Source organism: Gracilibacillus sp. JCM 18860 (genome assembly GCF_055395245.1).
Genome location: NZ_AP043868.1, coordinates 1,527,009 through 1,547,008 on the forward strand (window position 1 = coordinate 1,527,009; position 20,000 = coordinate 1,547,008).

A 20,000-nucleotide genomic window follows, 5' to 3' on the forward strand; every position below is an offset into this window, starting at 1 on the left:
GGCCCCGCATAGCTTATTACGCCTTTCACTAGGTCATTTACGACACCCCTTTTAGCCTTTCACTGCCCCAGCAGTCATTCCATCTACTATTTTTTTATTGAAGAAAATAAACAAGATTAACGGTGGGATGGAAATCAACAATACGTCTGCGAACAATAAGTGATAAGATGTTCCATAAACACCCGTAAAGTTATAAAGTGTTAGTTGGACGGTGGCATTTTCCGCACCTGGAAAGAAATAGAGCATATTTTCAAAGTCATTATAAATCTGTATGGAAGATAATACGATAACCGTAGAAGTTACTGGCTTTAATAATGGAAAGATAATCTTAAAGAATAATTGAAATGGCCCACATCCATCCATCAATGCTGCTTCATCAAGTTCTCGTGGAATGGTAGCAACAAAGGCCGTATACAATAAACAAGCAAATGAAAAGTGCAACGCAGATTCTAGTAAAATAATGCCTGGAAATGACTTAAAAAGTCCTAACTGTTGTAACACCCAAATAGTAGGAACAATGGTTGGAGGAATCATCAGCCCCATTAGAATCACGTAATTGAGTTTTTTTGCCATTCCTTGTCTGCGTGATAATACAAAGCCTGCCATCGAGCAAATAAAAATGATGATTATAATCGATGCGATTGTAATAAGAGAGCTATTCAAAAATGCCCTCAATACGACCCCGTCATTTAATGTTAATACTTCCTTATAGTTGGCGAAAAATTGAAATGCCTCTGGCCATGCTAGGCTCAATTTCGCTGCATCTGCACTATTTTTAAAGGAATTAATAATCACAAAATAAAATGGAATTCCAAAAAAGATAGCAGCAAATAAAACAGCGAAAGTCTCAAACAAAAACCACTTCTTCGAAGCTTTTTTCTTTGTTTCTAATCGTGTAGTTGCTTGTTCTATAACCCCTTCTTGTTTCCCACTCATAGGTCCACCTCTTTCCGATTAAGCAGTTTGAAGATTGGGAAAGCTATAAAACCAACAAACAAAAACAATAGGACATTACCTGCAGTTGCAAGACCGAAAAAGCCACTTGCATACTGTTTGTAGACAATCGATGCTAAAAGGTCAGAGCTAAAGCCTGGCCCACCACCAGTCATCGCCCATACTAAGTCAAAGGTTCGCAATCCACCGATTAATGCTAGAATGATTACAGTATTTAAGGCTGGTCGTGAAAGTGGTAAGGTAATGTAAAAAAACGATTGCAACGCATTCCCACCATCTATTTTTAATGCTTCATAATAATGATTTGGTATCGCCATAATCCCTGCAATAAAAATAACAGTAGCAATCCCAACCCCTTTCCATATATCTGTCATCGCAACTGATAATAATGCTATCTTTGCATCTCCGAGCCAATTAGGTCCTGTTATCCCTACTAATGATAATGCTTTATTAATAATCCCATCTGTTGGGTGCATTAATGCGCTAAAAGTAAAACCTACAGCAATCGTACTTAACAATGCAGGGAAGAATACAATAGAACGAAGAAAATCTTTATTCTTTATTTTTGAACATAGGAATACTGCAAGGAATAAACCAAGTATCACCTTTCCGCCCATTGTCGTGAAAGCATAAATCAATGTATTACGGAACCCAATTCTTAAGGAAGGCTCTTGAAAAAACTGCACAAAGTTTTCAAAACCAATAAATTCCCAATCATCTAATGTCCACCATGTCATACTGTAGAAGAACGCCATTAATGTTGGAAACAAGAAGAAAGTACAATAAACAAGTGCGGCAGGAATGAGAAAAACGAATGGGTACATTTTCTTGGCCGAACTATTCATCTATGTCAGCTCCTTTCTATCAGAAAGTAAAATTCCTTTAGAGTCAGAACGGGAATAACTGTTTCATGATTACCTTAGTCCCATTCCATCCCTAATTGTTTCGCTTGTTTCTCAACATCATCATCGTACATTTCAGCAGCTTCTTCTGCTGTCATTTGTCCAGTGCCTACAGCTGTGCATATTTGGGGCAAGTTCGGCCCTTTGATTGGAGAGACAAACTCTAATGCAGGTGCGACATCCCCTGACTCAAAGTAAGGCACTACGTCTTTTACCGCAGTATACGAATCCTCTGGAAGCTCAACACCCTCTATGACGTACGGTCCAATACTTTTCGAGTTTTCTTCGTAAAGCTTTATTGCCTTATCTGACAGGAAATAGTCCATCCATTTTTTTGCTGTTTCCACCTTTTCTGAATCTTTGTTAATTAAATATGCATTCGGCATCCAAACAGTAAACCCATTAATACTAGGGTCATCACTAGGCTGTGGGAAAATACCAATATCATTTACTAGCTCAGGGAAATCTTCATTTATATTTTCTAATACTTGGGTTAGCATTGGATAATGAACTCCTTCCCCCTCCGCCAACATTTGTCTACCTTGACCATATTCTGCAACAGTGTAATCCTCATTCATAAAACCGCGCTCATATAATTCCTGTATTCTTTCAAATCCTCTTTGAGCTTCTGGAGTATTAGAAAATTTCGCCTTTCCAGCAGTGTATTCCTCTGCAAAATTTGGCACCTCTGCTTGCACATTGTAGAAATCAGCAAGAATCGGTAATTGAGAAGTCCAAATTTCACCATGGGTACCGATGACAGGTACTTTACCAGCTTCCTTAATTTTTTCATTATTCTCCATTAATTCATCCCATGTTTTCGGAACCTCTAAGTCTAGTTCCTCATAGACACGCTTGTTATATAACCAGCCTCCTACTTGACTCGATCCTTCTGGAATACCGTATATTTTTCCTTCTTCACTCACTACCTCTTTATAAGAATCCATTATTTTGTCAACGAATGGCTCATCCGACAAATCGACAAAATATTTTTCCGGATTTAATGCCATTAACAATGATCCAGAATTAAATAATAAAATATCCGACATTTCCCCAGTGGCGAGACGAGTCTTTACAATATTTTCTCCTTCTGGTCCTCCTGGACGTAATTCAATTTTTGTTTTGATCCCAATATCCTCTTCCATCGCCTCCATTACCGCTCTAAAACCTTCCGTATCATCTGCCTCTCCCATTAACAATGTAATTTCTGTCATTTCTTCATTACTTGCCTCACCTTCTGTGCTCCCTTTTTCATCAGTTGTTATTTCTTCATTTGAGCTACTACACCCGAAAAGAAGAAACGAAGATAGTAAAAACCAAACTATTACCGTAAGATAATTTACACGCCCCATGTTTTCACTTCCTTTTATAAAATAGTTTTTGTCGAATCGTGTAATCGCTTACATTTTGCGAGTTAAACATTTGATTTTCCTTGGACATTTGAAATATCCACTACTTCCCCACCATTTTTTTGAGATTGAATAGCGGCTTCAATCACTTCCTGTACAGCAAGAGCATCATGGCTAGAGGCATTCATTTCAGCAGGTGGCACACCTTTTTTTACCTGTTGGATAAAATCAGCAAAACGATACAGAAAGGTATCATGGAAGCTTCCAATATCTGAAAAAATAGAATTATGTTCCATAAGTATCTCATCTCTGTTATGTGGAAAAAACAGTAATCGTTCGAACACATTGTCTATTTCAAAACGACCTTTCGTTCCACCAACTTCGCAATATTCAATCGGATGAATTCTAGACATGTCATAGCTTCCCGTTAGATGACCAACTGCTCCTGAAGCAAATTCCATATTTATCGAAACAGTAGACCATGTGTTTCTCTCGGGAGCTTTTGTCATAAAAGATTGTACACGACGTATTTCTCCTCCAAAGTAACGCATAACATCAATCGAATGTGGATGCAATGCCCTCATATGGAACCACTCTGTCATGTCCTTTGGATTTTGGATCGTTAACTTCATATTAAGAAATAATAAAGCTCCTAGACTACCATTGTCGATTAAATTCTTTCCTTTACTGGCTATAGGGACAAATCGATGGTTTAAATTACATACAAAACGTACATTTTGATGTGTTGCAAATTGCACCATTTCACGTGCTTCCTCGATACTATTAGATATTGGCTTTTCCACTAACACATCTTTTCCTGCTTTAATTGCAGTCATAGCCGGCTTAAAATGATGACTACCGTTTTCTACCCCTGCAGTCGCGATACTTACAATATCAATTTCCTCAGTTTCAAGCATTTTTTCTAGATCCGTATAACATGCTGTATGATACGTTTCTGCCATTTGCTGTGCACGATTCTTAATCAAATCACAAACGGCTACGAGCTCAGTGTCATTATGTTGATGATAAAATTGGCAATGAAGCTTCCCGATTTTGTTAACTCCTACAACAGCAACCTTTAGCATAACGCCCCACCTTTCATCAAACCATTGAAATACTAACAACCAATTGGTTAGTTATATAGTAAAGCAACTTGGAGACGCAATCATAGCTATTTAAGCCAATTTTTCTAAAGGAGAAATGGGAAAATAGTTATGTTAGAGAAATAGTGCATGCTAATTATACAGTGTAGCCTTTACCCTGTTGACTATATTTCCTTTTTGTGATCAAGTTTTTTTCTTGTTCATTTACGCCATAAAGGGAATTCACTAATCATAAGTGATTGTATGTATCTTAAATGTGAAAAAAAGAACAAATCATTGATTTGTCCCTCTATTTCACATATCTACTAAAACGCTCTTCCATTTTTTCTTGAAAATAGGCAATGATAATACAAAGCGGCCAATATATAAGGGCAACTAATATATACATCGTTAAGGAATCAAATGTACGACCACCTGCAATTTGCGCCTTTTGGAAAAGTTCAGGCACTGTAATAACTGCAGCCAGAGAGGTTGCCTTTACTAAATCTAAAAAAACATTAGTCAACGGCGGCATTGCAATTCTCGTTCCTTGTGGTAATATAATTTTCATTAATGTTTGCCAATAATTAAATCCAAGAGCCTTTGCCGATTCCCACTGTCCTTTTGGTACGCTGTTTAAGGAAGAACGAATTACCTCAGCAATATATGCAGCACTATTAAGGCCAAACCCTAAAACTGCAGCTAGATATGCCGATAAATTTAAATCAACCATTGGTAATCCATAATATAAAATAAACAAAAACACTAGAATTGGTGTTCCGCGCATAAAAGAAATATAGACTCTAGCCGGATAACGCAATATAAGATATTCTGAGCTTCTAGCTAAGGAAATAAATAGCCCTAGCACGAGCCCTAATCCCATTGCTACGAATGAGACAGCAATAGTCATCGGGAGCCCGCCTAAAATAAATGGTAAATTTTCTAATGCTAGTTTGACATCAAAAAAATCTTGCATTTATATTTCACACCTTATAGATCAAGACCTTCAATCTCCTCAATTTCACCTTCAGGTTTTTTAGAGGCATCCTCTTGATAAAATTTTATTGCTAATTCAGATAATGTACCATCTTCACGCATCTCTTGCAATGCTTCGTTTATTTTTGTTTGTAATACCGTTGCTTCTTTATCCATTACCACAGCTTGTTCTGTTGGATGAAATTTCAAATCTGGATGAAGGGTTATATCAAACTCTGGGAATGCCGCTACACCAAATTTTGATAAATAATAGTCATTGACAATCACGTCTGTATTCCCATTGTGCACATCTCTTAAATATGCCTCGTTTGGTGCATTCCCATAGGTGACAACCTCTGCACCAAAATGCTCCGCAATTTGACTAAAAATTGTTGTTGCTCCACCACCAGCACGCTTTCCTTCTAAATCCTCTAAGCTATTTATTCCAGAATTATCTTCTTTACGAACAACCATTGTCGTGTAGGAATACTTATATGGATTAGAAAATGCAAATTGTTTTTTTCGTTTGTCTGTTATCTCAATATCATTTACAGCAACGTCTATTCTTCCACTTTGGATAGCCGGTAGCATACTGTCAATTCCCATGATTTCAAACTTAACATCAAGCCCTAATCGCTTACCTATCTCGCGCATCAGCTCTACGTCATATCCTGTTAATTTGTCTGTACCTTCCTCATATGTAGAAGCTCCAACTAATGTACCAGATGTCCCAGCAATAATTTTACCTCTTTTTTCGATCCCACTCCAGACAGCATCCTCTTTCGTTGCTGAAGCCTCCTCTTTTTGATTACCTGTTCCGCAGGCAGAAAGAACCATCATTACTAAAATAGCAATAAACAAATAAAATCTCTTCATTTTTCGCCACCCCTTTAAGTTGTTATATATTTTTCTTAATTTAAAAGATAACAGTTTATGCTTTATATTTCAACATTTTAATTCACTGTATTTATCACCAAAAATTAACTGTTACACATTAATCACAAGTTAAGGAATGAACCTATTGACTTTTGTCATAATTAATTTATAATTATATTAATTATTAATTTATAATAATTATAAATAATAAGAATGAATTTCATTCTCGTTAGGAGGCAAAATGATGAGTTATATTAAGATGTTTTTTGAAAATTCTATTGGTATTCCTTTTTCTTTTTCTGTCATTAGCAAAAAATTAAAAACACACCTTGAGCTAATCATGGCTCTCACTAGTGGTCTTCTAATATTGCTTGCATGGATTTTTCATGAAACACCTTCCGAAACACCATCCATTATTCTCTTACTTACCGCATTTATCGTTGGTGGATATGCCAAGGCCAAAGAAGGAATAATCGAAACGATAAAAGAAAAGAAACTGAATGTAGAACTTTTAATGGTGTTAGCTGCAATCGGCTCTGCTTCGATTGGTCATTGGACAGAAGGGGCCATTTTAATTTTTATTTTTGCTCTATCTGGTGCACTAGAAACCTATACCGAAAACAAAAGTAGTCATGAATTAAAGGCATTAATGGACTTGCAACCTGAGACTGCGAACCTATTATTAAATAATAAAGTACAAAAAGTACCTGTCGCTAATTTAAAAATAGGTGACCACATCTTAATAAAGGCAGGAGAACGAATTCCAACAGATGGTTTAATTGTTAAAGGACATACATCGGTTGATGAAAGTGCCCTTACAGGAGAATCACTTCCTGTTACCAAATCAAAAGAAGAAGCCGTCTTTGCAAGTACAATCAACCTAAATGGTAATATAACTGTTCGTATTCATACCCTTCCATCGCAAACTTTATTTCAAAAAATCATTCAGTTAGTACAACAAGCGCAAGCGGAAAGATCACGCTCTCAGGCATTTATTGAACGTTTTGAAAACAGTTATGTGAAAGTAGTCCTTGGGATGGTTGCGATGATGATGGTTATCCCTCATTTTTTATTAGACTGGTCTTGGAATGATACGATCTATCGAGCTATGATTTTACTTGTAGTAGCATCTCCATGTGCACTAGTTGCATCTATTATGCCTGCGACTTTGTCCGCTATCTCTAGTAGTGCAAGAAATGGTGTTTTGTTTAAAGGCGGGGCGCATTTGGAGACATTAGGGGAGATCGACGCAATTGCCTTTGATAAAACAGGAACCTTAACAGAAGGGAAACCTGTCGTAACAAATACATTTTTCGAACATATTGACCAACGTCTTATCGAAATCATTTATTCGGTCGAAAGGTATTCCAATCATCCACTTGCACACGCTATTTCTAATTGGTGTGAAGAGCAAACGGAGATCAAAGCGATAGAAATAGAAGATATCACTCATCTTGATGGAAAAGGAATTCAAGCTAAAGTAGGTGATGTGCATTGGCTAATAGGGAATACGCGACTTGTGGGTGATGCTAGTGTGGAGCAATTTGTCCAAAAACATGATATTTCAAGTGACAGATGGTTGGGGAAAACAGTCATTTTTGTAAAAAGAAATGAAGAAATTCTTGGATTATTCGTTCTTCAGGATAAGCTAAGACAAGAGGCTATGGACGCAGTAAATGAATTAAAGCAATTAGGAATCAAAACCATCATGTTAACAGGAGATAATGAGCAAACAGCACAAGAAATAGCAAAAGAAATTGATATTCATGATTTTAGGGCTAATTGTTTACCAGAGGATAAGGTAGATGCAATTAAACAAGAGAAAAATAGTGGTTTCAAGATAGCGATGATCGGAGATGGAATTAATGATGCTCCTGCACTTGCTACTGCTAACTTAGGTGTTGCTATGGGGGCTGGAACGGATGTGGCATTAGAAACAGCAGATATGGTTCTGGTAAAAAACAGCCTACCTAAAATAGTAGATTCTATTAAACTATCCAAAAAAATGAATCGAATTATTAAACAAAATATTCTCTTTTCCATTGCAGTTATCCTTACACTCATTGCCTCCAATTTCCTTCAGGCAATTAATTTGCCATTAGGTGTCATTGGTCACGAAGGCAGTACCATACTTGTTATTCTAAATGGACTACGATTATTGAAGAAGAATAAGCAATAACAGAAATGAAAAAATGGATGCCTAGCTTTTAGACATCCGTTTCTTTTCATAAAATGCATTAATTTCACAGCCTATTATAATGATAATTCCAGATAAATAAAACCAAATCATTAAAATGATAACACCACCAAGACTTCCATAGGTTGCAGAATAATTACCTAATGTAGAAACATAATACGAAAAGGCTAGAGAGGTTAACTGCCAACCTACCGTAGCAAAAATTGCTCCAACATATATATGCTTAAAGTATACCTTTTTACTAGGAGCTAAACGATAAAGAACGATTAAAACAATAAAAAAAATAACAGAGGAGATTACCCACCTTAGCGTATTCCACAGATTTATGAAATCATCGGATAATCCCATAAAGGAGAAAATATAAACACCAATCGCCCGCCCAAAGATTGGTAGAATAAAGGCGACCAAAATAACTAAAAGCATTACAATCGTAAGAAAAATCGCAATTGAACGAGTGATGAAAAAAGGGCGCTCTTCCTCAATATCGTAAGCACGATTAAATGAACGAATCAAGGCATTAATTCCATTCGACGCAGACCATAATGTCCCAATAATACCAATCGACAACAAGCTTCCATTACGACTATTCATGATTTGTGTTAGATTGTTATTGATAAGTGTCATAATTTCTTCAGGTGCGTATTTAGAAATAAGATTTGTGACACTAATATCATCAAACGGTAGATATCCGATTAGTGTTACTAAAAAAATCATAAAAGGAAATAATGATAACAAAAGAAAATAGGCGAGCTGAGCCCCAAGCCCCGGAACATCATCATCAATAATCTCATGGAGTAATTGCTTACCATTAGCAAGAATAGAGGAGCCCGCCCTATTGTTCAGACTCATTTTTTATCGATCTTTCTCGTCATTTCTTGTAGCTGATTTAAAATCTCCAGGGCTTGAGACAAACCTGTTGATAATTGCTCGGAGCCTTTTTGATAAAATTGATTAAGCTCACGGACTAAATCGGAAGGATTTTTGATATAGAATTGGGCCCTTTGTTTGGTCACCTGACATTTAGAACGAACATACCTTCTCGTATCTCGATCCCCTAAGGATACTAATCCTCCAATCACTGCCCCAAAAATAATTCCTTTGACAAGCTTTTGTTTTCCCATAATTTATCCACCTCTTATTCTCATTTATCTCATAGATGCTTCCTTTTTATATAAGCATACAATGATTCACAGCCTTCTTTTACAAGTTCATACGTATAGTCAAAATTCTTGGTGAAATATGGATCCGGCACATTTTCTTCCTTAGCATTTTCAACGAAATCCATCAGCTTTTTGATTACTACTTTTTCTGAATTTTTACCCAGTTCTGCTAAATCATTGATATTTTGCTGATCCATTGCAATAATATAATCAAAATTCTCCAGATCCTTTGGATTTATTTGTCTCGCTTTTTGTCCTTCATATGTAATTTTCATTTGATCTAGCTTAGCTCTAGTCCCTTGATGTGGCGGCTTTCCAATATGCCAATTCCCCATTCCAGCAGAATCAATAAAGAAGCGTTTCTCCATTCCATCTTCCTTGGCTATTTGACGAAAGACCGCTTCTGCCATTGGCGAACGACAAATATTCCCTAAACAAATAAATAAAACATTAATCATATAATACCACCTATTCTAATTTGTTAATCCTAATATTTTAGAAAAACTCTATTTTCTAGAAAAGTTATTGATTTAACTTGTTAGCAGCTTATCCATCACCTTGTCTGCTTCTAGTGGCTGACTATAGAAATAGCCTTGATAGTAATCACACGCTACATTACGAATAAAACTTAATGCATGTTCTCCTTCTACCCCTTCCGCTACTACTTTTAAACCAAAGGTATGACCAAGATGAATCATTGATTTAATAATTTCGGCACTTCCAGAATCCGTACATACATCCTTCAAAAAGGATTGGTCAATTTTTAGATAATCTATCGGGAATTTTTTTAAATACCCTATCGAGGAATAGCCGGTACCAAAGTCATCAATCGATAAAGAAATTCCTATACTTCTTAACTTTTCCATTGTTTCAATACATTCTTCTGGGTTATGTATAAAGCTATTTTCTGTTATTTCCATCTCCAGATACTTTGGATCCATCCCCATCTGCTCTATAATACGGATTACTCGATGATAAAAGCAAGGTTGCTGTAACTCGAGTGCAGATACATTAATGGCAATCAAAATTGGTGGAACACCAATACGCTTCCATTCCAGGTATTGTTGACAAACTGCTCTTAATACCCATTCTCCAATAGAATGGATCATACCGATTTTCTCTGCTATCGGAATAAATCTAGATGGTGAAATTTCTCCTAATTGATGATGTTTCCACCTTAATAAGGCTTCTAGTCCGATCATTTTATTTGTCTTAACATCTACCTTAGGCTGATAGACAAGATAGAACTCATTGAATTGTACTGCTTTTATGATATCGGATTCCAGTGAGATTAACTCATTATATATTGCTCCCATAAAGCTTTTATATTCATTTACTTGATTTCCACCTTTTGTTTTTCCATGCCTTACTGCGAACCTTGCTTGATGGATATGTTCAGAAGGCTTTATATCAGACTCTTGAATATGACTAATGCCGATCGTTGCGGTAAGGTAGAATTCATGATTCTCCGCAAAAATTGGTCGTTGAATAGCTTTCATGAGCTGGTTTGCAAGCGAGAAGCTCTGACTGACTGTGTTGTCAATTGACACCAAAAATTGATCACCAAAAAGATGATACAAATTACAAGTTTCTGGAAGATGTTCATTAATCCTGTCTTCGACTAGTTCAATTACCTGATCTCCTATCTGTCGGCCTGCAATATCATTCACATTTTTAAATCGATCTATATCAAAGAAAAGAATCGACTTTGGTCTTTGAGCATCTAACTTCATCGACTCTTCGAGATCTTCTATCCATCTATAACGATTGTCGAACGGCATTTCGCTAATTCGATTTATTCTCTCATTCCGCTGTGATGTTTTATTTAATATTTGATCTATAAACGTTTGAAACATTATCGTCACCTTTAATTTTCTAAATATTATTGTCATGCCAATTGGGACATATGCATAGACAGGGTTATCTTTAGATATCACAAATTTTGAGGTTCCTTCATCTCTAAGGACGAACTAACGCTGTGATAAACGATCTAATTTGTGACGATATTGCCTATACACAGGTGATTTTTTTATACCGCGTTTTTCGATAAGCATCCTTAGTCGTAGCTCTTTTTCTGTAAGTTTTTTCTCCAGACGTTTTTTTTCTGATTCGCTATCACATGACTTGATCAAATCTCTTAATGTTACTAATTCTTTGTTTATTTGTAATTCCTCTGGAAGAAAACCACTATTCTTTAACAGACGGTATCCCATCCGCAAATCCTCTGGAACGTGTGATAAATCATCTTGCTTTAATGGCTTCCCTCTCCCTTTTAGTTGATCAAATTCCCCTTCCTCTATAGCTTTTTTTATCCTTTCCTCCGCTAATTGTGCAAATACATCCATATTAATCATCCTAGATTATTTTTTTAGGCACGCTTCTATTCACTCATCTATTTTATCATTCGACTAGACAGGAATCTTATCCACACGTCTGATGCTATTAACTACCTTTATTATACTAGATTATCAACAGAAGTTTTATTATAATGAATTTTTCGCTTTTAAAATTTCACACTAAAGTTAGTTTTTTTGCATTAACAAAAACTTCCATCCATAATACGGTCATAATTTCCTATGAAAAATAGAACAATTATAAAGGTAGAGATTTATGATATAGAATTAATGGAGGGTACGTAATGTTTGCAAATACAGAAATTGGTATTGACCTAGGAACCGCAAATATATTAATTTATACCAAAACCAAAGGAATTATATTAAATGAACCTGCCGTTGTGGCACTAGATACAAAGACAAATAATGTCGTTGCTGTCGGAAATGAAGCGAAAAGTATGATTGGGAAGACTCCAAAACATATTATTCCAATTCGCCCATTAAGAAATGGCGTGATTGCAGACTTTGATTCCACTACTCAAATGTTAACAGCTATGTTAAAGAAAGTCAGTAAAAAAGCTGGAATCTCTATGCGAAAGCCTACCGTTGTCGTTTGTACGCCATCAGGTAGTACGGCTGTAGAACGACGCGCTATTGATAATGCTATTAAAAGCTATGGAGCGAAAGAAGTTCATCTAATAGAAGAACCGATCGCAGCTGCTATCGGTGCAGATCTTCCTGTGGCAGAGCCTCAAGCAAGTATGATTGTCGATATTGGCGGCGGAACAAGCGAGGTAGGGATTATTTCTTTCGGTGGTGTTGTTGCAAGTAGATCTGTTCGAATTGGCGGGGATCACATCGATGAAGAGATTATCCAGTATATAAAAAGACATTTCAATGTCCTTATTGGGGAAAGCACAGCAGAAAAGATTAAAATAGAAATCGGACATGCCCTCATTGAACATGATGAAAAAACAATGGACGTTCGTGGACGAGACCTTGTAACAGGGTTACCTAAAGTGATTGAAATTAAATCTACCGAAGTACAATACGCGATAAAAGAAGTATTAGAGGCTATTCTAAACTCCATTCGAGACACATTAGAAAATTGTCCACCAGAGCTAAGTGGAGATATAGTAGACCAAGGGATTACACTGACTGGAGGGGGAGCATTACTACAAGGGATGGAAAAATGGCTTTCTAAAGTAATCAATGTTCCCGTACATCTTGCTCCAAACCCGTTAGAATCCGTAGCAATTGGTACAGGTAGATCGCTAAAAATGATTCAAAAATTGCAAAAAGCTGCGAAATAACTTGCTAAAGACAGCTCGTGTTGATAGGCTATAGGAAATCATTACCTAATGAGAGGAGTCATTAACATGAAATCCCCCTTTACATTGAGTCATGAAGAAAGAAATGAATTTATTACTCTCATTCAAGATTACTACTTAAGAGAACATAACGAGGAATTAGGAAATTTACAGGCAGGATTTCTTCTAGATTTTTTTATGAGGGAAATAGCTCCAACCTTTTATAATTTAGGGGTAAGAGATTCCCATACTTATGTAAGTAATAAACTAGACGATTTATTTGAAATAGAAAAAAGGTAATTTTCCATCAGTAGGGTTATGTCCTTGAGCCTAGAAAAACCGAACTATATTTAGAGCCTTAAGAAAAAGCTCTAAGTAGTTCGGTTCCTTTCTTTATCCATTCCTTCACCTAATCAAAATCGACAAAGAATGTTTCTGGACCTGTAGGAGTTTTACTGCCTCCCAATGGTTCTACACTTGCTTTTATATGCTTATATTCCGATAAGTCATTTAAACGATATAATACTTTTGCCTCACCATTCGTATCTACCATTAATAATTCACCTTCAGCATGATTATCCTGGTCAACGATCCAAAGCTGATAATCATTTTGCTCCAAGCCCTCTAGCCCCTTTACTTTAAGTAACATCTCCTGTGTTTCTTTATTGACCCATAAAGCACCGTCAATATTACTAGTATTGGAAAACGAAACAAGCTGTTGTACTTCTACATGTGGACTATTGGTAAATAAACTTTCCTCATTGATTTCATTATTTTGATAAATTTCATATTCCGGTTGAACCGTATTACTTTGGTAAACAATATCATTTAATCCCCAGAACAGAAAAGCCACAATTGCTAGACTAGCGGTGAGAATTATTGGTTTAAATGAAATGAAACGATGACTTTTTTTCTTTTCGATCGATTCATCTAATTTCTCCTTTAGTGAAGGAGAAGGAAAAACATCTGTCATACTTTCCATCGTATTTTGCCAAAATTTATATACTCCTTGGCATTCTGGGCATGTATTTATATGGTTTTGAATTTCAAATTTTTCTTCTTCTGAAACATTACCATCAAGCAGGTCGATGATTTTTTCTTCCTTCAAATGGTTACTGCTCATTTATTTGTCACCTCCACTAGAACCATACCAACGTAGTAATGATTTTTGCTTCCGTAAATTTTGGAGTCCATAACGAATAGATGATTTAACAGAACCGAGTGGTCGGTTAAACCTAAATGCAATCTCCTTTTGGGTAAAATGCTCAAAATACATATGATAGATTGCTTGTTGTTGCTCCTTTGGAAGACGGCTCATCGCATTAACGAGTAGCTCCTTTTCCATTCTTTCTATTACATATTGATCTGCAGAAGGAGAAGCATTCATCAGGATATCTTCGAGCTTATTTGTTAACAGACCTGATTTTTTCCGCAAACGATCTATTGCTCTTGACCTTGTCTTCACTCCTATCCATGCTTTTACACTTCCTCGTTCGGGATTGTATTGTATCGCTTTTTGATAAATCTCGAGAAAAACATCGTGGCAAATATCTTCCGCCTCACTACGATTACTCACAACCTTATAAGCAATTTGAAAAATGTAGATATGATATTTTTCGTAGAAGCTATCAAATGCTTGTTTTTGTCCATCTGCCATTCGTTTTAATAACAAATGATCTTCTTCCAACATGATCCCCCCTCTAAGAGTTCATCAACAATTTATTTACATTGTACAAATTTTTTTCAAAAAAACAAATCCAACTACGTAATTTCCACGTATCACTCACTGAAAAATCATTTTAAGGAGGATCTAACCATGTATAAAAAAATTATATCTTTAATATGTTCCGTGTTGTTATTATTTCCTATTTTATTTATTGGAAAAGTAGAAGCAGCAGGTGGAATCTCTCTTTACACACCTTATACAGGCTTATCCGTCACACCAGGAGAAACATTAAGCTATGACGTCACTGTGCTTAACAAAAGTAGTTCGATATCGAATATGACCTTTGATGTAGAAGGACTCCCGAAAGGTTGGAACTACACAATTACTGCTGGTGGAAATGATATTAGTCAATTATCTGTACGCGAAAATGGTGAGCAAAGTATCCAATTCGATGTAACCGTTCCATTAGAAATTAAAAAGGCGGATTATCAATTTACGCTTATTGCAGATGGTGAAGGCGATGATTATGCAGAATTACCTTTTATTACAACGGTATCGGAGGAAGGTACCTCTGCGACTGAATTAACATCGGAACAGCCAAATATGGAGGGGCATGCTGATGCTACCTTTTCTTATACAGTGAGCTTAAAAAATCGTACTGCTGAAGAACAAACCTATGCTTTGAGTGCAGGAACAAAAGAAGGCTGGGGTGTACAATTTAAAGCAGATGGAAAAGCAGTAACTTCAGTAGCACTAGAACCAAATGCATCAAAGGATATTACAGTGGAAGTAACACCACCGACAAATGTAAAAGCAGATACCTACTCCATCCCAATAAAAGCAGCTAATAGCTCTACCTCTGCAGAAACAACGTTAGAAGCCGTTATAACAGGTTCGTACGAATTGAAAATAAGTACTCCAGAAGGAAATTTAAGCACAGATGTTACAGCAGGAAATTCCCGTACTGTGGATTTAGTAATCGAAAATACTGGTACTGCTACCTTATCTGATATTTCCGTAAAAGCTTCCACTCCGCCTAATTGGGAATCAGAATTCAATTCAGACAAAATTGCTTCATTAAAAGCAGGAGAAACCAAAACAATAAAAGCAACACTAACCGCACCGGATGAAGCCATTGCAGGGGATTATGTAACCACCTTCACAGCGGAAACTGCTGAAGCTTCCTCGGATGCAAGTTTTCGTGTAGCAGTCGAAACCTCTACATTATGGGGCATTGTAGCTATTCTTATCATTCTCATCGTGATAGGTGGACTTTACTTTATATTTAGAAAATTTGGGAGGAGATAATTATGTCATCACCGATCATTACACTAGACGAAATCTCCAAGCAATATGACGAACAATATGCAGTTGATCACCTCTCCTTAGCGATAAAAAAAGGTGAGATCTTTGGATTATTAGGACCCAATGGAGCAGGAAAATCCACTTCCATCTTAATGATGCTTGGATTAAGTGAGCCAACAACTGGGTCCGTTCATGTTTGTGGAATTAACTCTACATCCAATCCAATTGAAGTGAAGCGTAGAGTAGGATATTTGCCAGATGACCTTGGCTTTTACGAGCATATGACTGGATTTGAAAACCTCCTCTATACCGCGAGCTTAAACGGCTTGTCACGCAAACTTGCAGAAGAACGTGCTAACTATCTATTACAAAGGGTCGGACTAACAGATGCAACAAACAAAAAAGCAGGAAAATATTCTCGGGGTATGCGTCAACGATTAGGGCTTGCGGATGTCTTAATGAAAGATCCTGAAGTCATTATTTTAGATGAACCAACCCTCGGTATTGACCCTGAAGGTGTTAGAGAAATACTGAAATTAATACAACAATTGAATAAAGAAGATGGAATTACTGTACTACTTTCTTCCCATCAATTACATCAGGTACAGCAAATTTGCGATCGTGTTGGCATCTTTGTCAAAGGGAAGCTTTTAGCAGAAGGAAATATGGAGGAATTAGCTAAACAATTATTTTTTGAAGATTTATTCATCATCTATGTCAAAGCAGAACCTATTGATTCTGAATTAATCGAAAAAATCCGGACATTAAGGGGTGTCAATCGTATTGAACAAGCTTTAGATAAATTAGAAATTTATGTGGATCATGATATATCTGCAGATATAGCGAAAATCATCGTTCAGAACAATATATCCTTAACACAAATACAAAAGAAAAATTATGGCCTCGACGAAATTTATCATCGATATTTTGAAGGAGGTGATAGTCGTGGAGAGGCTCCAAACTCTTAAAGGGAACATACAAAAATGGTTTACCATCCCGAACAGAGAAAAAAGTAGTCATATGACCGCATTCCAGGCGATCGTTCGAAAGGAATTTACAGATTATATTACGAGCTGGAGAATAATTATTTTGCTCCTTATTATTACCTTTACTTGTATCGGTTCACTCTACACTGCTATTACAAATATTCAGGATGCCTTAGATGCCGCAGCTGAGGAAACAAAAGAAGTGGCAAGAAGTGCTTTTCTATTTTTAAAGCTTTTTACCATCTCTGATGGAACCTTACCTTCTTTTATTACATTTGTAGGTTTTTTAGGACCATTACTTGGTGTTGCTCTTGGGTTTGATGCCATTAATTCAGAACGTAATAAAGGGACCTTAAGTAGATTAATGGCACAACCTATACCTAGGGATTTTGTTTTGAATGGGAAATTTGCGGCAGCATTACTTATAAATGCTCTGTTGTTCTTTGCATTAGGCTTTTTAGTAATGTCCTTCGGTATTCTAATTTTAGGTATTCCACCTACATTAGAAGAATTCTTACGAATTATTTGTTTCTTAATTTTGTGTATTGCCTATATTGCCTTCTGGCTTAATTTAGGTATCCTGTTTTCCGTTCGATTCAAGCAAGCTGCTACATCCGCATTAGCATCGATTGCAATATGGATTTTTTTTAGTCTATTCTATTCAATGCTAGTAGAGCTATTATCAAAGTCGATTCTCAATCCTGAGAATATCGCAAGCACATCAGACGCAATAAGTAAACAAGGACTGGTGCTCAATTTAATGAGAATTTCTCCAAACTACCTTTTTACAGAATCGACAACGACACTCATGTCACCATCTGTTCGAAGCCTAGGTCCTTTAACAGTTGAGCAAACGACAGGTGCCATAGCAGGTCCGCTTCCTTTGAGCCAAAGTCTTTTATTAATTTGGCCTCAATTAACTGGACTCATTGCTGCAACTCTTGTATGTTTTGCCCTATCCTATTTACTCTTTATGAGACAAGAAATTAGATCCAAATAACGAGTGATTCTCAAAACCAGTTTGCATCAGAGCTTACTGGTTTTTTGTTTTTCACTTTCGAATAAACATGTTATGATGGGTAAATTGGAGGTGATTAGATGAAGGCATATTTATTATTAATTCTGGCTGCTATCTTCTATGCTGGTAATCTAATTATCGGAAAGCCAGTAACCGCAGAGATTCCACCAATTACACTATCTTTCTTCCGCTACATTATTGCAGCATTCGTTATATTTCCTCTTGGATACAAAGAATGGAAGAACAACCGTGCCCTTTGGAAAAAGGAATGGAAAGCTATTTTAGCACTTTCTGTGACAGGTCTCGTATTATTTAATATTTTTGTCTATTTAGCATTAAATTACACTACTACAATTAATGCTGGAATTGTAGAAGCATCTACACCTATTTTCACGCTTCTTTTGGCATTTATATTATTTGGCGATCGCTTTACAGCAAAACAGCTATTCGGTGTATTTATTTCTTTATTTGGCGTATTTTTTGTTATCACGAAGGGATCATTAGAGGTCATTACCAATCTCCAAATAAATATTGGAGATTTAATTATGCTACTAGCAATGGTAAGTTGGTCCGTTTATTCTATTTTCATTAAGCAACACACTTGGAAATTCCCAACATATGGTGCATTACTCGTTATGTCTGTCATTGCTATTATCCTCTTTATTCCATTACTCCCGATCGAGTGGGAGGAGATCCAACAAATTAATTGGTCTTGGGCGATCATAGGTGGAACCTTATATCTCGGTATATTTCCATCACTTATCGCATTGATGGCATACAACAAAGGAGTACAAGAGCTTGGTCCATCAAGGGCTTCTATTTTTCTTAATTTAATTCCTGTATTTACCATGATTGGTGCTGTCATCTTTTTAAAGGAGCAAATCTCCTTCGTTCAAATTTTAGGAGGATTATTCGTCATCATCGGGGTCATGATTACAAATCGGATGGGGAAAAAGAAAAACAAAAGTACTACGGAAATAGAATCCTAACTTAGACTGAGATTAGTAAGAAATTATTCTTGTTAAACTGTACGTACAAAAAAAGAGCCAAGCAAAGGATAGAAGAAATCCTCTACTTGGCTCTTTCTTAAACATAGTATTAGTTATTCACCAAACGTCCACTCTGCTAAGCTATCTATTGAATAGGTTGGCTTTGCTTCTATTGTTTCTAAATCTTTTTTCGTTGTCACACCTGTATGCACTAGTACAGAATCAATGCCAGCATTCATTCCTGCTAATATATCTGTAGCATAATTGTCACCAACCATAAGTGTTTCTTCCTTCTTTGTGCCAAGTACTTCTAGAGCTTGGTCCACAATGATTGATTCAGGCTTACCTATAAATGTTGGTTGTATTCCTGTAGTAACAGATAGAACAGAAATAAGGGAACCAGCACCAGGTAAGAAGCCTCTTTCTGTTGGTAATGCTACATCACCATTTGTTGCGACAAATTTTGCGCCCTTGCGAATATTTAGTGCCCCTTTTGTTAGCTTTTCATAATTTATATTTCGATCCAGTCCCATTACGACAAAATCTGCATCTTCTTCTACGAGCTCAAGCCCACATTCCTTAAGCGCCATATAGAGTCCTTCTTCACCGATTGCATAGACTTTTGCATTCGCTTTTTGTTCCTTTATATAGGTTGCTGTCGCCATACTTGTCGTAAAGACATGTTTAGCTGTACTTGGGACGCCCATATTAACTAATTTTTCTGAAACATCCTTTGGATGCTTGGTAGAATTATTTGTTAGAAATAGATAGGGGAGCCCCTTTCGTTCTAATTCTTTCACAAACTCTATAGCCTCTATGATTTTTTCTGTACCTTTATACACTGTTCCATCTAAATCAATTAGAAATCCTTGGTAATTTTTCATCATATCCTCCTGAA

Annotated in this window: 21 protein-coding genes; 7 read left to right on the plus strand and 14 right to left on the minus strand. The window is 36.4% G+C overall.

Going from position 1 to position 20,000, the window contains the following annotated elements:
- Positions 1–51: 51 nt before the first annotated feature.
- The 6 genes from ACZ5R4_RS07900 to ACZ5R4_RS07925 form a co-directional block, all read right to left on the minus strand.
- A complete protein-coding gene (locus tag ACZ5R4_RS07900) occupies positions 52–936 on the minus strand; it encodes a carbohydrate ABC transporter permease (RefSeq protein WP_109985589.1) in 885 nt (294 codons plus the stop codon).
- Complete coding sequence (locus ACZ5R4_RS07905) at positions 933–1,799, minus strand: carbohydrate ABC transporter permease (protein ID WP_054861536.1); 867 nt, start codon at positions 1,797–1,799, stop codon at positions 933–935. The genes ACZ5R4_RS07900 and ACZ5R4_RS07905 overlap by 4 nt, the downstream gene beginning before the upstream one ends.
- Before the next feature lie 74 nt (positions 1,800–1,873).
- Positions 1,874–3,208: an ABC transporter substrate-binding protein gene (locus ACZ5R4_RS07910; protein WP_277678256.1), complete on the minus strand. Its 1,335-nt coding sequence runs from the start codon at positions 3,206–3,208 to the stop codon at positions 1,874–1,876.
- Between the two features lie 62 nt (positions 3,209–3,270).
- Positions 3,271–4,290, minus strand: a complete 1,020-nt coding sequence (locus ACZ5R4_RS07915; protein WP_464368300.1) for a Gfo/Idh/MocA family protein — start codon at positions 4,288–4,290, stop codon at positions 3,271–3,273.
- 307 nt (positions 4,291–4,597) lie between these two features.
- Positions 4,598–5,263, minus strand: a complete 666-nt coding sequence (locus ACZ5R4_RS07920) for an amino acid ABC transporter permease (protein WP_109985592.1) — start codon at positions 5,261–5,263, stop codon at positions 4,598–4,600.
- Positions 5,264–5,277: 14 nt separating this feature from the next.
- Positions 5,278–6,138 carry a transporter substrate-binding domain-containing protein gene (locus tag ACZ5R4_RS07925; protein WP_054861532.1) on the minus strand — a complete coding sequence of 287 codons (861 nt, stop codon included), beginning with the start codon at positions 6,136–6,138 and terminating at the stop codon, positions 5,278–5,280.
- Between the two features lie 259 nt (positions 6,139–6,397).
- Between ACZ5R4_RS07925 and ACZ5R4_RS07930 the strand changes: the two genes are divergently transcribed.
- The gene (locus tag ACZ5R4_RS07930) at positions 6,398–8,317 is read left to right on the plus strand and encodes a heavy metal translocating P-type ATPase (protein ID WP_464368474.1); all 1,920 of its coding nucleotides are present in this window, start codon (positions 6,398–6,400) and stop codon (positions 8,315–8,317) included.
- Between the two features lie 21 nt (positions 8,318–8,338).
- Here ACZ5R4_RS07930 and ACZ5R4_RS07935 read toward each other — a convergent pair whose 3' ends face one another.
- From ACZ5R4_RS07935 to ACZ5R4_RS07955, 5 genes are all read right to left on the minus strand, one after another.
- The gene (locus ACZ5R4_RS07935; protein ID WP_054861217.1) at positions 8,339–9,184 is read right to left on the minus strand and encodes a YihY/virulence factor BrkB family protein; all 846 of its coding nucleotides are present in this window, start codon (positions 9,182–9,184) and stop codon (positions 8,339–8,341) included.
- The gene (locus ACZ5R4_RS07940) at positions 9,181–9,456 is read right to left on the minus strand and encodes a hypothetical protein (protein ID WP_054787284.1); all 276 of its coding nucleotides are present in this window, start codon (positions 9,454–9,456) and stop codon (positions 9,181–9,183) included. Before ACZ5R4_RS07940 ends, ACZ5R4_RS07935 begins: the two co-directional genes overlap by 4 nt.
- Positions 9,457–9,485: 29 nt before the next feature.
- Positions 9,486–9,953 carry a low molecular weight protein-tyrosine-phosphatase gene (locus ACZ5R4_RS07945; RefSeq protein WP_054787283.1) on the minus strand — a complete coding sequence of 156 codons (468 nt, stop codon included), beginning with the start codon at positions 9,951–9,953 and terminating at the stop codon, positions 9,486–9,488.
- Positions 9,954–10,025: 72 nt separating this feature from the next.
- The gene (locus ACZ5R4_RS07950) at positions 10,026–11,351 is read right to left on the minus strand and encodes a putative bifunctional diguanylate cyclase/phosphodiesterase (protein ID WP_181397671.1); all 1,326 of its coding nucleotides are present in this window, start codon (positions 11,349–11,351) and stop codon (positions 10,026–10,028) included.
- Between the two features lie 114 nt (positions 11,352–11,465).
- Entirely contained in the window at positions 11,466–11,840 is a 375-nt protein-coding gene (locus ACZ5R4_RS07955; RefSeq protein ID WP_277678252.1) for a DnaJ family domain-containing protein, read from the minus strand.
- A gap of 293 nt (positions 11,841–12,133) precedes the next feature.
- On the opposite strand from ACZ5R4_RS07955, the gene mreBH reads away from it, so the two are divergent.
- Both mreBH and ACZ5R4_RS07965 read left to right on the plus strand, forming a co-directional pair.
- Positions 12,134–13,141, plus strand: coding sequence for a rod-share determining protein MreBH (gene mreBH, locus ACZ5R4_RS07960; RefSeq protein ID WP_109985596.1), 1,008 nt, complete (start codon positions 12,134–12,136; stop codon positions 13,139–13,141).
- 66 nt (positions 13,142–13,207) lie between these two features.
- Positions 13,208–13,438, plus strand: coding sequence for a DUF2164 domain-containing protein (locus ACZ5R4_RS07965; protein ID WP_109985597.1), 231 nt, complete (start codon positions 13,208–13,210; stop codon positions 13,436–13,438).
- Positions 13,439–13,547: 109 nt separating this feature from the next.
- Here the strand turns inward: ACZ5R4_RS07965 and ACZ5R4_RS07970 are convergent, their stop codons facing one another.
- Positions 13,548–14,261 carry an anti-sigma factor domain-containing protein gene (locus tag ACZ5R4_RS07970; protein WP_464368301.1) on the minus strand — a complete coding sequence of 238 codons (714 nt, stop codon included), beginning with the start codon at positions 14,259–14,261 and terminating at the stop codon, positions 13,548–13,550.
- Positions 14,262–14,825: a sigma-70 family RNA polymerase sigma factor gene (locus ACZ5R4_RS07975; protein WP_054787279.1), complete on the minus strand. Its 564-nt coding sequence runs from the start codon at positions 14,823–14,825 to the stop codon at positions 14,262–14,264. It lies immediately after the preceding gene.
- A gap of 129 nt (positions 14,826–14,954) precedes the next feature.
- Between ACZ5R4_RS07975 and ACZ5R4_RS07980 the strand changes: the two genes are divergently transcribed.
- The 4 genes from ACZ5R4_RS07980 (at position 14,955) to ACZ5R4_RS07995 (ending at position 19,102) form a co-directional block, all read left to right on the plus strand.
- Positions 14,955–16,112, plus strand: a complete 1,158-nt coding sequence (locus ACZ5R4_RS07980; RefSeq protein WP_277678251.1) for a COG1470 family protein — start codon at positions 14,955–14,957, stop codon at positions 16,110–16,112.
- A gap of 2 nt (positions 16,113–16,114) precedes the next feature.
- On the plus strand, positions 16,115–17,077 hold the full coding sequence (locus ACZ5R4_RS07985; protein WP_277678250.1) for an ABC transporter ATP-binding protein: 963 nt from the start codon (positions 16,115–16,117) through the stop codon (positions 17,075–17,077).
- Complete coding sequence (locus ACZ5R4_RS07990) at positions 17,055–18,095, plus strand: ABC transporter permease (RefSeq protein ID WP_464368302.1); 1,041 nt, start codon at positions 17,055–17,057, stop codon at positions 18,093–18,095. The genes ACZ5R4_RS07985 and ACZ5R4_RS07990 overlap by 23 nt, the downstream gene beginning before the upstream one ends.
- Before the next feature lie 98 nt (positions 18,096–18,193).
- Positions 18,194–19,102 carry a DMT family transporter gene (locus ACZ5R4_RS07995; protein ID WP_464368303.1) on the plus strand — a complete coding sequence of 303 codons (909 nt, stop codon included), beginning with the start codon at positions 18,194–18,196 and terminating at the stop codon, positions 19,100–19,102.
- A 113-nt stretch (positions 19,103–19,215) separates the two neighbouring features.
- On the opposite strand, the gene ACZ5R4_RS08000 is transcribed toward ACZ5R4_RS07995, so the two are convergent.
- Positions 19,216–19,986, minus strand: a complete 771-nt coding sequence (locus ACZ5R4_RS08000; RefSeq protein ID WP_277678248.1) for a TIGR01457 family HAD-type hydrolase — start codon at positions 19,984–19,986, stop codon at positions 19,216–19,218.
- Between the last annotated feature and the right edge of the window lie 14 nt (positions 19,987–20,000).

Excerpts from the sequence above, each read along its gene's own strand:
- ACZ5R4_RS07900 (WP_109985589.1), bottom strand. The coding sequence starts at position 936 with ATGAGTGGGAAACAAGAAGGGGTTATAGAACAAGCAACTACACGATTA.
- ACZ5R4_RS07905 (WP_054861536.1), bottom strand. The coding sequence starts at position 1,799 with ATGAATAGTTCGGCCAAGAAAATGTACCCATTCGTTTTTCTCATTCCT.
- ACZ5R4_RS07910 (WP_277678256.1), bottom strand. The coding sequence starts at position 3,208 with ATGGGGCGTGTAAATTATCTTACGGTAATAGTTTGGTTTTTACTATCT.
- ACZ5R4_RS07915 (WP_464368300.1), bottom strand. The coding sequence starts at position 4,290 with ATGCTAAAGGTTGCTGTTGTAGGAGTTAACAAAATCGGGAAGCTTCAT.
- ACZ5R4_RS07920 (WP_109985592.1), bottom strand. The coding sequence starts at position 5,263 with ATGCAAGATTTTTTTGATGTCAAACTAGCATTAGAAAATTTACCATTT.
- ACZ5R4_RS07925 (WP_054861532.1), bottom strand. The coding sequence starts at position 6,138 with ATGAAGAGATTTTATTTGTTTATTGCTATTTTAGTAATGATGGTTCTT.
- ACZ5R4_RS07930 (WP_464368474.1), top strand. The coding sequence starts at position 6,398 with ATGTTTTTTGAAAATTCTATTGGTATTCCTTTTTCTTTTTCTGTCATT.
- ACZ5R4_RS07935 (WP_054861217.1), bottom strand. The coding sequence starts at position 9,184 with ATGAGTCTGAACAATAGGGCGGGCTCCTCTATTCTTGCTAATGGTAAG.
- ACZ5R4_RS07940 (WP_054787284.1), bottom strand. The coding sequence starts at position 9,456 with ATGGGAAAACAAAAGCTTGTCAAAGGAATTATTTTTGGGGCAGTGATT.
- ACZ5R4_RS07945 (WP_054787283.1), bottom strand. The coding sequence starts at position 9,953 with ATGATTAATGTTTTATTTATTTGTTTAGGGAATATTTGTCGTTCGCCA.
- ACZ5R4_RS07950 (WP_181397671.1), bottom strand. The coding sequence starts at position 11,351 with ATGTTTCAAACGTTTATAGATCAAATATTAAATAAAACATCACAGCGG.
- ACZ5R4_RS07955 (WP_277678252.1), bottom strand. The coding sequence starts at position 11,840 with ATGGATGTATTTGCACAATTAGCGGAGGAAAGGATAAAAAAAGCTATA.
- mreBH (WP_109985596.1), top strand. The coding sequence starts at position 12,134 with ATGTTTGCAAATACAGAAATTGGTATTGACCTAGGAACCGCAAATATA.
- ACZ5R4_RS07965 (WP_109985597.1), top strand. The coding sequence starts at position 13,208 with ATGAAATCCCCCTTTACATTGAGTCATGAAGAAAGAAATGAATTTATT.
- ACZ5R4_RS07970 (WP_464368301.1), bottom strand. The coding sequence starts at position 14,261 with ATGAGCAGTAACCATTTGAAGGAAGAAAAAATCATCGACCTGCTTGAT.
- ACZ5R4_RS07980 (WP_277678251.1), top strand. The coding sequence starts at position 14,955 with ATGTATAAAAAAATTATATCTTTAATATGTTCCGTGTTGTTATTATTT.
- ACZ5R4_RS07985 (WP_277678250.1), top strand. The coding sequence starts at position 16,115 with ATGTCATCACCGATCATTACACTAGACGAAATCTCCAAGCAATATGAC.
- ACZ5R4_RS07995 (WP_464368303.1), top strand. The coding sequence starts at position 18,194 with ATGAAGGCATATTTATTATTAATTCTGGCTGCTATCTTCTATGCTGGT.
- ACZ5R4_RS08000 (WP_277678248.1), bottom strand. The coding sequence starts at position 19,986 with ATGAAAAATTACCAAGGATTTCTAATTGATTTAGATGGAACAGTGTAT.